Genomic DNA, 11698 nt, shown 5'->3' on the forward strand with positions numbered 1-11698 from the left:
CCCCGTGCGCCTGGCGACCTGGAATGTGAACTCGGTGACGGCACGGCTCCCCCGGCTGCTCGAATGGCTGGCTGATACCAAGCCGGACGTCGTCGCCCTGCAGGAGATCAAGACGACGACCGAGGGGTTCCCGGCCGACGCGGTCGCCGAACTCGGTTACGAGACCGCGGCCCACGGCGACGGGCGGTGGAACGGCGTCGCGCTGCTGTCGCGGGTGGGCCTGGCCGACGTCACCCGGGGGCTGGTCGACCAGCCCGGCTTCCCCGACCCGGAGCCGCGCGCGATCGGGGCGACCTGCGGCGGGGTGCGGATCTGGTCGGTCTACGTCCCCAACGGCCGGGAGCCGTCGAACCCGCACTACCTGTACAAGCTGGAGTGGCTGAAGGCCCTGCGGGCCACGGTGGCCGCCGAGCTCGGCCACGGCTCGTTCGTCGTGACCGGCGACTTCAACGTCGCGCCGACCGATCGCGACGTCTGGGACCCCGCCGTCTTCGTCGACTCCACCCACGTGACCCCGCCCGAGCGCGAGGCGCTCGCCTCGCTGCGCGAGGAGGGCCTGGTCGACGTGTTCCCGCGACCGTTGAAGTACGACTATCCGTTCACCTACTGGGACTACCGCGCCGGGGCGTTCCCGAAGAACCTCGGCATGCGCATCGACCTGTTCTATGCGGACGCCGCGCTGGCGGCGTCCGTGACCGATGCCTACGTGGACCGGGAGGCGCGGAAGGGGAAGGGGCCGTCGGATCACGCGCCGGTGGTCGTGGACGTGGGCTCTTAGCTGTCCGGGGACGCCAGGCGGAGGAACGCGTGGCGTTCCTCGGTGGCGTGTTCGGTGGGGGTGCGGTAGCGGGCGCCGGCCATCAGGGCCTTGATCTCGGTGAGCGCGTTGCGGTCGGTGCCCGTCAGGAGGTCGACGCTCGGCTCGACGGCGCCCGGGGTGGCCAGGCCGAGGCGTTCGGCCTCGTCGGCCTGGACCGGGCGGCCGGTGAGGCACAGCTCCAGGGCCCGGGCCGGCCCGACCAGGTCGGCCAGGCGCGCGGTGGTGCCGAGGATCGGGACGCGACCTTCGTGGACGGCGGTGAGCGCGACCGAGGCGTCGGGGGCGAAGAACCGGAGGTCGCCGCAGAGGGCCAGTTCGGCGGCCAGGCCGGTGAGGGGGTCGGCGGCGGTGGTGACCAGGACGAGGTCCGGTCGCTGGAGCCGGGACACTGCCTGCTGGTAGCCGGCGATCGTCTCGTCGGTGAGGGTCGCGGGGTCTGTGGGCCAGTCGGCGACGTGGAGGACCAGCACGCGGACGTCGCCGGTAAGCTCGCGGCCTAGTTGCGTGAGCGCGTCGAACGTCTGCGTCGATGCGATTCGGAGCGTAAGCACCTCGGACACTCGGTCCCCTTCCGTTTACTCCCGTTCTCGTCGAGATTACGCAGGGTCAGTAGCTAACAAATGTCGGTAGTAATAGGGCCGAACGGGTGGGACTCCCGGCTCCAGATCGTGAACGGTTCACCGCACGCCTTACTCTGAAAGCCATGGCTCCCGGCTACCCGCATGACGACGCCCGCTCGAGCGGTGGGGCGTACGACCCTCCCCGCGGCGTGGAGTCCGATGCGGGCGGGTACCGCCGGACCGCGTTATCGGATGGGGCCTACGGCCGGCGCGGTGGCGCGGAGTCGCCCCGGCCGCCCGCGCCCCGCTCGTCGTCCGAGCCGCGTGGCTCCTACGACCGCGGTGGCGACGATCGTTATTCCGTCGACTACGACGAGCGCGCCTCGGTGGGTGGGGAGCGCGGGCGGCGGCCCGATCGCAGTGACTACGACCAGCGCGCGGCCTACGGCGACTTCGACCGCCCCGACGACCGGACCGAGCGCCTGGACGACTACCGCGGATACGACGAGCGCCGGGCCGCGCCCGCCCGGGCGCCGGAGGACCCGCGAGGCTACGACGACCGGGCTTTCGACGATCGGGGCTTCGACGGTCGGCGCGGCGCCGACGACGACGGGTACGACGACCGCCGCGGCGGCCGCGGCCCGGACGACGCCCGAGGCTACGACGACCGCCGCGGAAGCGGCCGCTCTTCCGACGGAGGCCGTACTTCCGACGGAGGACGCCCGTCCGACGGAGGACGCCCGTCCGACGGAGGACGCGCTCCGGACAGCGAGCGCGGGTACGACGACCGCGGTCGATACGACGAGCGGGGCGCGTACGACGAGCGCGGGTCCTACGACGAGCGTGGCGGCCGCGATGACCGCGGACGTGATGACCGTGGGCGCGACGACCGCGACCGGGGTCGCGACGACCGTGGGCGGGACGAGCGGAGCGGCCGGGACGACCAGGGCGACCGAGGGCGGCGCACCGAGCGCAGCGACTACGACCAGCGCGCGGATTACGACTCCTACGACCAGCGCGCGTCCTACGACGACCGCGGCCGCGGCGACGACCGCGGACGTGGCGACGCCCGCGGGCGCGGCGACGACCGGGGCCGCGGCGACGACCGGGGCCGGGGCGACGACCGGGGCCGCGGGGACGACCGGGGGCGGGCCGGGGACGATCGGGGGCGGGCGCGGGACGAGCGCGGGCGGGGCCGGGACGACCGGGCCTACCCGGCCGCCGGCTACGCCGACGAGAACGCGATGGAGACCCGCCGGGTCCGCCCGGAAGAACTCGGCCTCCCGCCGCTGAGCCGCCGAGAGAACCGCCCGGACGGCCGCCTCGACAACCGCGCTGACGGCCGTAACGACAACCGCTCCGACAACCGCGCCGACAACCGCAACGAGCCCCCCGCGGACCCGGCCGCCCGCACCGTCCCCAACGCGCGCCCGGGCGACCTCCCCCGCCGCGACCCGGTACCCCCGCCAGACCTGGACTCCGAGTCCACGATGATCCTCCCCAAGCAGACCGACCGCTCGCCCCTCGACCGCGCCCTCCGCGACCAGGACGACGACCGCACGGAGATGTTCATCCCCCGCCCGGCCTCGGGCGCCCCGAGCGGCCCCGGCGGCCCTCGCGGCGGCGGCCCGTCGCCCGACGACGCGTCGACCCAGATCATCCGGCGCCCGGAGGACCTGCCGCTCATCCCCGGCCTCCCCCAGGGCGGCGACGACCAGGCCACCCAGATGTTCGAGCGCCCGGACGACATGGGCCGCCCGGTGTTCGTCGACAGCAGCGGCCGGCGCAGCAAGCTGCTCAAGATCGCGTTCCGGATCGTCGGCATCATCGCGCTGCTGTTCCTGATCGGCATCATCGTGAGCCTCACCGCCGGCCCGGACGTCATGCGCGGCGCGATCATCGGCGACAAGGACGACTCGACGCCGAGCCCGACCCCGGCCGTCACGAAGTCCGCGGTACCGAGCAAGAGCCCGTCGGCGGCCGCGTCCCAGGCACCGAACCCGACGACCAGCCGCCGCTCGGCGACGCCGACCGCCAAGCCGACCGTCCAGGCGCCCCCGCCGCCCACCGAGGCCGAGGAAGACCCGGACCCCCGTCCGACGCGCACCCGGGCCAGCGAGTCCCCCGACCCGACCGACGATCAGGACCCGGGCTCGCCGAGCCCCGACGTCGTCCCCGACGCGGACGCCAACCCCAACCCGCGCGGCGGCCGCGGCCAAGGCTGAGGGCACGGCTGGGGACAAGGCTGGGGACGCGGGTTCGGGGGCGCCACGATTGCCCCCAAACCCGCTTCCCTCGAAGTAGGACATATCCGCTTTCGCGGATGGATCAACCGCTCCGGTTGCCTTTAGCCTGAGCCCATGGCTCTCGTCCCAACCGACGACACCTGCACCGAACCATCCGAAGCCGCCGACACCACCCCCGACGCCGACAACAGCACCGAGGACACCCAGTTCCTCGGCCGCCCGGCCGGATTCGAACTGCCGGTCTTCCTGGACGCCTCCGGACGCCGCCAGAAACGCATCCGGGCGCTGTTATGGGTCGTGTGCCTGACCGGCCTCACCTACGCCGCCGTGCTCGTCCTGAGCATGCTCAGCAGCCACGAGGCCGCGGTCCTGGTACCCGACGCCCGCCGCCATCCCTCGGCGCCGGCCACGGCCGCGCCGATGATCAGTGCCGAAGCCGCCCTCGAGCGCTCCCCCGCCGCCGAGCGACCGGCCGGCCCACCGGCCGCACCCCGCTCCGCCGCGGCCCTGTCGGCACCGTCGGCACCGTCCGACTCGTCGCCCGCGGCGCCCCGAGCCGCGACCAGGAGCCCGAACCCGAGAACCGACACCGCCCCCACGACGGCGGCCCCGTCGGCACCGGCCACCCCCACCGCGGCAGCTCCGTCGACGTCCGCCAAGCCGGGCCCGGTGCGGTCCCTTCTCGACACGCTGTTCGACTGAGCGCATTTGGACAGTAACTCTCAGTAGTCAATGTCCGCTATCCGACAGGCCTCACTGTGAGTTACCTGATAGTCGAACTCGTTGCCCCATCTCGGTTTTGTCCGGACTCGGCCCCAATTACGAAGGCACTCTGTCCGGATCGGCCCCGTATCAACCTAACTCAGCGTGAACTAAGCGCGCCCGAAACAGTCATTACTGTCGAGGCGTGAACAGCGTCGCGCCCCCCGACATCACGCAGAGTCTCGAGCCGATCGGCGACGAACTCTCGTCCTCGCAGGCCCCCGTCTTCGTCGACACGACCGGACGCCGCCGGCGTTACCTCCGAGTCGTCACCGGGGTCGTGTCGGCCGCTTGCCTGCTCTACATCGGACTGCTGGCGTTCAGTCTGTTCACCGGCGGCAACGTCGGCCTCGACACGCTGTTCCCGGACGCCAAGGCCGCGGCCGCCACGCAGACGACCACCGCACCCACCGCGTCGGCGTCCAGCTCGAGCGCGGCCGCCGAGTCGTCGGAGAGCCGGGCTCAGACCGGCACCACCACCTCGTTACCCACCGCAAGCGGAACGTCGACGCAGAGCGCTGCGCCGGCCACCCAGCCGAGCGCCGCCGCAACGACCAAGCCTCCGACCACCGCCCCCACCACCACCGCCCCCACGACGGCCCCTACGACGGCCGCGCCCACCACAGCCGCGCCGACCACCGCAGCCCCGACGACCGCGCCCACCACGGCCGCCCCCACCACGGCCGCACCGACCACGGGCTCCACCGACGCGGCCGGAACCGGCGGAAGCGACGCCACCGGAACCAGCGGAAACACCGCAACCACCGACCCGAGCACCGGCGCCACCGCCACGACCGGTACCACCACGCCGACCACCGGTGCCACCGCGACCGCCCAGTAACCCGCACGCGACGCGCACGAACGAAGGCCGGGGCCATTCGCCCCGGCCTTCTGTCGTGTCAGCGGCCGCTCAGGCCAGCGAGACGAGCTCCATCAGATCGTCCGACCAGTTGTCCTCGACCCCGTCGGGCAACAGGATCACCTTCTCCGGCTTCAGCGCCTCGACCGCCCCGGGGTCGTGCGTCACCAGCACGACCGCCCCGGTGTACGTCGTCAGCGCGTCCAGCACCTGGATCCGGCTGGCCGGGTCGAGGTTGTTCGTCGGCTCGTCGAGCAGCAGGACGTTCGCCGCCGAGCTCACCAGCCCGGCCAACGCCAGCCGCGTCTTCTCGCCGCCCGAGAGCACCCCGGCCGGCTTGTCGACGTCGTCCCCGGAGAACAGGAACGCGCCGAGCAGGCGGCGGATGTCGCCGTCGGAGCTGTCGGGCGACGCCGACCGCATGTTCTCCAGCACCGTGCGCTCCGTCTCGAGCGTCTCGTGCTCCTGGGCGTAGTAGCCCATCTTCAGCCCGTGTCCGGGCTCCACCGAACCGGTGTCGGGCTGCTCCATGCCGCTCAGCAGCCGCAGCAGCGTCGTCTTGCCCGCGCCGTTGAGCCCGAGGACCACGACCCGCGTCCCCCGGTCGACGGCCAGGTCGACGTCGGTGAAGATCTCCAGCGAGCCGTAGCTCTTCGACAGGCCGGACGCGGTCAGCGGGGTGCGCCCGCAGGGCGCCGGAGTCGGGAACCGCACCTTGGCGACCTTGTCCGACTGCCGCTCGTCGGCCAGCCCGGCCAGCAGCTTCTCGGCCCGCTTGGCCATGTTCTGGGCCGCGGTGGCCTTGGTGGCCTTGGCCCGCATCTTGTCGGCCTGCGACATCAGCGCGCCGGCCTTCTTCTCGGCGTTCGCGCGCTCGCGCTTGCGACGCCGCTCGTCGGCCTCCCGCTGCTGGTGGTAGGCCTTCCAGCCCAGGTTGTACTGGTCGATCTCGGAGCGGTTCGCGTCCAGGTACCAGACCTTGTTGACGACGGCGTCGAGCAGGTCGCCGTCGTGCGAGATGACGATCAGCCCGCTCTTGTGGCCCTTGAGGTAGTCGCGCAGCCAGGTGATCGAGTCGGCATCGAGGTGGTTCGTCGGCTCGTCGAGGAGCAGCGTCTCGGCGTCCGAAAAAAGGATGCGGGCGAGCTCGACGCGGCGGCGCTGTCCGCCGGACAGCGTCCGGAGCGGCTGACCGAGGACGCGATCGGGCAGGCCGAGGTTCGCGCAGATGCGCGCCGCGTCGCTCTCGGCGGCATAGCCGCCGAGCGCGGCGAACTGGTCTTCCAGGCGGCCGTAACGACGGACGAGCTTGTCGCGGTCGGCGTCGGTGGCCGCCTCGGCCATCGCCACCTGCACCTTGTCCATGTCGTGGAGCAGGACGTCGAGGCCGCGGGCCGAGAGCACGCGGTCGCGGGCGGTCACGTCGAGGTCGCCGGTGCGCGGGTCCTGCGGGAGGTAGCCCACCTCACCGCGGCGGTCGACGTGACCGGCGTACGGCAGGCCCTCGCCGGCCAGCACCTTGAGCGTCGTCGTCTTGCCGGCGCCGTTGCGGCCGACCAGGCCGATCCGGTCGCCCGGCTGGACGCGCAGCGTGGTGTCGGAGAGCAGGATGCGCGCACCCGCGCGCAGCTCCAGCCCGGTAACGGTGATCAAAAGAGGGTTCCTCGCAGACAGACGGGACAGATCGGGGCGAGGGTCGGTCTACGAGCGCACCCCGCCAGTCTACCCGCCGCCGCCGAGAGGTTGAGCTGCCACTAGGTTGGCCCCGTCGCCCGCGGGGTATCGGATCGGCGACCCCTGGCCCGGAACGGGAGTACGAGCGATGGACTTCGATGACGACGCCAACCTGGACCTCTCGCAGGTCGAGGATGCGCGGGGCGGTGGCGGTGGCTTCGGCGGTGGGCCGATCGCCATCGGTGGCGGTGCGCTGGGCCTGATCGTCACGGTGGTGTTAGCGCTGCTGGGCTACAACACGCTGGGCAACGACTCGTCGTCGTCACCGGCGCCGAGCAGCACCGCGGGGCTGGCTCAGACGTGCGCGACCAGCAACGCCCAGCGGTTCGACCACGTCGAGTGCCGCCAGGTCGCGGTGTTCGACGACCTCCGCGACTACTGGGGCACGCAGGGCACCCAGGCGCTCGGGGCGCAGTACACCGACCCGAAGCTGCGGTTCTTCACCCAGGCCGTGAACACCGCCTGCGGGCAGGCGTCGTCGGCCGTCGGGCCGTTCTACTGCCCCGGTGACCAGCGGATCTACATCGACCTGGGCTTCTACGACGAACTCGCGCAGCGCTTCGGGGCGCCCGGCGAGTTCGCCCAGGCGTACGTGCTGGCGCACGAGTTCGGCCACCACATCCAGTACCTGACCGGGTTCGAGGGCGAGATCCGCAAGCTCCAGCAGCAGAACCCGTCGAAGGAGAACCAGTACTCGATCGCGCTGGAGCTCCAGGCCGACTGCTACGCCGGGGTCTGGACGAAGAACGCCAGCGGCGGCGCGGAGAGCCTGGTCAAGAGCGTCTCGCAGGAGGACGTCAAGTCGGCGATCCAGGCCGCCGGGGCGGTCGGTGACGACCGGATCCAGGAGCAGTCCGGCGGCGGCGTGAACCCCGAGACCTGGACCCACGGCTCCGCGGCCCAGCGCGAGAAGTGGTTCACCACCGGTCAGTCCAGCGGCGACCCCAAGTCCTGCAACACGCTCAACGCCGCCTGAGCGCGGATTACCGACTTTCCGGGGTTCTGGGCGGGCTCAGAACCCCGGAAAGTCGTCAGGCCGCGTCGACCACCCGGATGCGGGTGGCGCGGAAGGCATAAGGGGTGGCTGAGAGGACGTCTCGGCGCGGGTCGGGGACGGTGAGGAAGCGCTCGACGGCCAGCGCGCGCAGCGGAGCGAGTGTGCGGTCCTCGAAGACCGCGTCGACGGCGGCCCGGTCCCCACCCAGCACCACGGCGTCGAGCGACGACGGCAGCAGCACCCGGGCGGCCACCGCCGCGGCCGCCTCGGCGAGCTCGCGGGCCTGCTTCTCCCGCCGGCGGGCGAATCGCTGGGCCGACTGGCCACCGGCCTTGTTGCGGCCGTGCACGAGCCTCGTGTCGACCTTCGACGTCACGAGCGTCGACCCCTCGAACACCCCGGCGGCGAATCCGCCGAGCCTCACGAGCAGCACCCCGACCCGCCGGTCGCGGGAGGCGTGCGCGATCAGGTCGGCCACCGGGTCGGCCCCGACGACCACCGGCGGGAACGGCGGATGGCACTCCGCGACCGCGCCGTCGGCCCCGTACACGGTGACCATGTCGGCCGGGTCCGGAGCGCCGGCCGCGGCCGCCCCAGAAGCCCCAGAAGCCCCAGAAGCCCCGGAAGCCCCAGAAGGCTCGGCGCGGGCGAGGCCGCCGTGCCGGTCGGAGAACCCGGTGAACCAGCGGGACAGGCGCTCGGGCGGTACCTCGACCCAGCGTCCTCCGCCCGCCGCCGGTTGCTTCCCCATGCCGCGACACCCTAGCGGCGGCGGCTCGCCAGGTACGCCAGCACCGCCAGCACCCGGCGGTGGTGCTCACCGGTGTCGGGGATCGCCAGCTTGCCGAAGATGCTGCGCATGTGCGACTCGACCGTCCGCTCGGCCAGCTGCAGCCGCCCGGCGATGGCCGCGTTCGAGTGCCCCTCGGCGACCAGCGCCAGCACCTCGTTCTCCCGCCCGGTCAACGCCCCGAACCGTCCCCCGCGCGGCCCCAGCAACCCTCCGACCACCTCGGGGTCGAGCGCCGAGCCCCCCGACGCGACCCGCCGGACCGCGTCCAGGAAGTCGTCGACCCGTAGCACGCGGTCCTTGAGCAGATACCCGAACCCGCCGCCGGCGACCAGCGCCACCGAGTGCCGCGTCTCGACGTGCTGCGACAGCAGCATCATCGGCAGCTCCGGATGCTGCTCCCGCAGCGTGCGCGCGGCCCGCGCCCCGTCGTCGGTCATCGTCGGCGGCATGCGGACGTCGATGACCGCGAGATCCGGCCCCAGCGCACCGACCGCGGCCACCAGGGCGTCGGCGTCCCCGACCTGGGCGACGACCTCGTGCCCGGCCTCGGTGAGCAGCCGCACCAGCCCCTCCCTGAACAGCACCGAGTCGTCAGCCACCACTACGCGCATGCGATCTCCACGGTCACGGTCGTGCCTCCACCGGGCGGGCTGTCGACCGCCAACGAACCTCCGACCGCGGCGATGCGGTCGCGTACCGACGGCAGGTCGGTGCCCGCGCCGCCGACCCCGTCGTCGGCCACCTCCACCCGCAGGACGTCGCCGGAGGACGTCACCTCGATCCGGATCCGCCCGGCGTCCGCGTGCTTGAGCGCGTTCGCGTACGCCTCGGCGATCAGGTAGTAGACGGTCGTCGCGACCGGATCCGACGTGCGGACGTCCTCGACGACCAGCTCGACCGGGATCGGGCTGTCGCCGACCAGCGCCTGCAGTGCGACCGGCAACCCGTCGTCGAGCAGGCTCGGGCGGATTCCCTGGGCCAGCCGCCGCAGCTCGGCGATCGTCGCCTCCAGCGACTCGACGGCCACGTCCAGCTCGGCGACGGCCGGTCCGGTCAGCGTCCGCTGGAGCGACCGCAGCCGCATGCCCACGGCGACGATCCGCTGCTGGGCGCCGTCGTGCAGGTCGCGTTCGAGCTTGCGTCGCTCCTCCGCGGTCGCGGTCAGCAGCCGCTGCCGGCTGGCGCTGACCTCGCGCAGAGCGTCCCGAAGGTGCAGTTGGAGGCGGGAGACCTCGATCGGCAGCCGCGCCTCGACCACGGCCTCGCGGGCGCGGCGCAACCGCCGGGCCGACACCGTGCCGAGCGCCAGCACCCCGACGTCGGCCTCGCCCGACCGCAGCGGGATCGTGTGCTCGGCCGGATGCCCGGCCAGGTCGACGTCGACCGCGCCCGGCGCGCGCAGGAGCAACCGCAGGCCGGGGTCGTTGAGCACGGCGCGGAGGACGTCCTCGGTCCGGTCGGCGGACGCGGTGCCGTCGCGGACCTCGGCGACGAACGCCTGCAGCCGGCCGCGGAGCAGGTACCGGTCGCGGTCGGTGAGCCGGCCGACGGACTCGGCCAGCCGCCGGTGCAGTGGCTGGAGCACCAGCGCGGTCACGAACGCGGCCCCGGTGACGCCGAGCCGGCTGTCGGCGCCGAGCACGCCGGCGGCCGCCACCACCCCGGCGAACACGGCGGCCGACAGCGCGGTCGTGAGCAGCCAGGACACCGACGCCCCGAGCAGCCGGTCGACGTCGAACAGGTCGTACCAGAGCACCGCGACGAGCACCGCGGCCGGGACCGCGAGCAGCATCGCGAGCAGGAAGCCGGTGTAGGCGAGCGCCGGCGAGGCGCCGAGCGACTGCGCGACCCAGCCCGCGGCGAGCAGCACCGGGACCGTGCCGGCCCCGAGCACCAGCCAGCGCAGCTGCTGCCGGGTGACGTCGTCCCCGCGCCGGTTGCGGGTGACCAGCGCGACCACCGCGGTGACCAGCGCGGACAGGCACGACCCGAAGCCGATCACGGTCGCCGCGGCCAGCACCGGGGTCGGCCGGGGCACGGCGGCGAACGCCCCGACGGCGTTGACGAGGAACCCGGCCCCGGCGGTGAGCAGCGCGGCCCGGCGCCACCGCCGGCCCGGCAGCAAGCCGTTCGGGAACACCAGGCAGAGCGCGACGAACCCGGCCAGGTTCCACACCCAGACGCCCGGCGAGACCATCCCGATGACCCGCGCGGCCGGCCACGAGGACGCGCCCCAGTACTCGATCGCGAACGCGGCCGAGGGCGCGGCCCCGACCCAGGCCAGCGCGGGCCCCACCGGGTTGCCCGGCACCCGGATCCCGAGCAGCACGCCGAGCAGGACCGGAACGGCGAGCACGGCCACGGTCACCGCGGTCACCGCCAGCGGGTCGCCCAGCGGGTAGACGAGCTGCAGCACCCCGCCTAGCGCGAACACCAGCACGGGCAGCAGCACGGCCCGGTGCACCGGGAACCGAGCCACCATGGCGACATCGTCACTCGCGCCGAGCGAAAACGCATCAGTGCCAGCACGCAGGTTGGATGCGCAGGTCAGAGCTGTACTGGCCGGGATGCCGGCGCAGGGCTCGCCGGGCCACGCTCCGGGGCATGGAACTCATCCTGCTCGTCCTGCTGCCGCTGCCGCTCGGCTTCCTCGTCCGGTCGAGGGCCGCCGCGTTCGTCGCCTACATCGCGGTCCACTCGTTCGTCTTCACCTTCCAGAGCACGTCGCTGACCCTGGAGTGGGTCCGCGGCTCCACCGCCGCGTTCTCCGCGGACGGGGCCACGCCGTGGCCGTACCTGATCGTCAACGCGGTCATCTACGGGATCGGCCTCGGGCTGGTGGCGCTCGGGGCCTGGCTCCGGCAGCGACGCGAGACGCGCCGGACCACGCCGGTGGACCTCGCGGCCGGATAATCGGCGGCCGGATA

The 11698-nt window shown here is 73.1% G+C and carries 11 protein-coding genes; 6 read left to right on the forward strand and 5 right to left on the reverse strand.

Annotated features, from left to right (window positions below; genetic code table 11):
• Positions 1-4: 4 nt before the first annotated feature.
• Positions 5-778, forward strand: a complete 774-nt coding sequence (locus FL583_RS30350; RefSeq protein ID WP_142708368.1) for an exodeoxyribonuclease III — start codon at positions 5-7, stop codon at positions 776-778.
• Here the strand turns inward: FL583_RS30350 and FL583_RS30355 are convergent.
• Complete coding sequence (locus FL583_RS30355; protein ID WP_142708295.1) at positions 775-1380, reverse strand: enoyl-CoA hydratase/isomerase family protein; 606 nt, start codon at positions 1378-1380, stop codon at positions 775-777. The genes FL583_RS30350 and FL583_RS30355 overlap by 4 nt on opposite strands.
• A gap of 143 nt (positions 1381-1523) precedes the next feature.
• Between FL583_RS30355 and FL583_RS30360 the strand changes: the two genes are divergently transcribed.
• From FL583_RS30360 to FL583_RS30370, 3 genes are all read left to right on the forward strand, one after another.
• Positions 1524-3605, forward strand: coding sequence for a hypothetical protein (locus FL583_RS30360; protein ID WP_142708296.1), 2082 nt, complete (start codon positions 1524-1526; stop codon positions 3603-3605).
• 135 nt (positions 3606-3740) lie between these two features.
• The gene (locus FL583_RS40465) at positions 3741-4328 is read left to right on the forward strand and encodes a hypothetical protein (protein WP_170323947.1); all 588 of its coding nucleotides are present in this window, start codon (positions 3741-3743) and stop codon (positions 4326-4328) included.
• A 205-nt stretch (positions 4329-4533) separates the two neighbouring features.
• Positions 4534-5229, forward strand: coding sequence for a hypothetical protein (locus FL583_RS30370; RefSeq protein ID WP_142708298.1), 696 nt, complete (start codon positions 4534-4536; stop codon positions 5227-5229).
• Positions 5230-5298: 69 nt separating this feature from the next.
• Here the strand turns inward: FL583_RS30370 and FL583_RS30375 are convergent, their stop codons facing one another.
• Positions 5299-6900, reverse strand: a complete 1602-nt coding sequence (locus tag FL583_RS30375; protein ID WP_142708299.1) for an ABC-F family ATP-binding cassette domain-containing protein — start codon at positions 6898-6900, stop codon at positions 5299-5301.
• 169 nt (positions 6901-7069) lie between these two features.
• Here FL583_RS30375 and ypfJ point away from each other — a divergent pair, with 169 nt between their 5' ends.
• Positions 7070-7957, forward strand: coding sequence for a KPN_02809 family neutral zinc metallopeptidase (gene ypfJ / locus FL583_RS30380; RefSeq protein WP_142708300.1), 888 nt, complete (start codon positions 7070-7072; stop codon positions 7955-7957).
• Between the two features lie 55 nt (positions 7958-8012).
• Here the strand turns inward: ypfJ and FL583_RS30385 are convergent, their stop codons facing one another.
• The 3 genes from FL583_RS30385 to FL583_RS30395 are packed head-to-tail and all read right to left on the reverse strand — an operon-like array spanning position 8013 to position 11253.
• Entirely contained in the window at positions 8013-8729 is a 717-nt protein-coding gene (locus FL583_RS30385) for an acVLRF1 family peptidyl-tRNA hydrolase (RefSeq protein WP_142708301.1), read from the reverse strand.
• A gap of 11 nt (positions 8730-8740) precedes the next feature.
• Positions 8741-9382 carry a response regulator transcription factor gene (locus tag FL583_RS30390; protein WP_142708302.1) on the reverse strand — a complete coding sequence of 214 codons (642 nt, stop codon included), beginning with the start codon at positions 9380-9382 and terminating at the stop codon, positions 8741-8743.
• Positions 9373-11253 (reverse strand): sensor histidine kinase, encoded by a 1881-nt coding sequence (locus FL583_RS30395; RefSeq protein ID WP_142708303.1) that lies wholly within the window; start codon positions 11251-11253, stop codon positions 9373-9375. The genes FL583_RS30390 and FL583_RS30395 overlap by 10 nt, the downstream gene beginning before the upstream one ends.
• A gap of 122 nt (positions 11254-11375) precedes the next feature.
• Between FL583_RS30395 and FL583_RS30400 the strand changes: the two genes are divergently transcribed.
• Entirely contained in the window at positions 11376-11684 is a 309-nt protein-coding gene (locus tag FL583_RS30400; RefSeq protein WP_142708304.1) for a hypothetical protein, read from the forward strand.
• Positions 11685-11698 lie beyond the last annotated feature (14 nt).

Origin of the sequence: Cryptosporangium phraense (assembly GCF_006912135.1) — a bacterium.
GTDB classification, from domain to species: domain Bacteria; phylum Actinomycetota; class Actinomycetes; order Mycobacteriales; family Cryptosporangiaceae; genus Cryptosporangium; species Cryptosporangium phraense.

Bases quoted from the DNA above. Each gene is read 5' to 3' on its own strand.
- FL583_RS30360 (WP_142708296.1), top strand. From the start codon at position 1,524: ATGGCTCCCGGCTACCCGCATGACGACGCCCGCTCGAGCGGTGGGGCG.
- FL583_RS40465 (WP_170323947.1), top strand. From the start codon at position 3,741: ATGGCTCTCGTCCCAACCGACGACACCTGCACCGAACCATCCGAAGCC.
- ypfJ (WP_142708300.1), top strand. From the start codon at position 7,070: ATGGACTTCGATGACGACGCCAACCTGGACCTCTCGCAGGTCGAGGAT.
- FL583_RS30385 (WP_142708301.1), bottom strand. From the start codon at position 8,729: ATGGGGAAGCAACCGGCGGCGGGCGGAGGACGCTGGGTCGAGGTACCG.
- FL583_RS30390 (WP_142708302.1), bottom strand. From the start codon at position 9,382: ATGCGCGTAGTGGTGGCTGACGACTCGGTGCTGTTCAGGGAGGGGCTG.
- FL583_RS30395 (WP_142708303.1), bottom strand. From the start codon at position 11,253: ATGGTGGCTCGGTTCCCGGTGCACCGGGCCGTGCTGCTGCCCGTGCTG.
- FL583_RS30400 (WP_142708304.1), top strand. From the start codon at position 11,376: ATGGAACTCATCCTGCTCGTCCTGCTGCCGCTGCCGCTCGGCTTCCTC.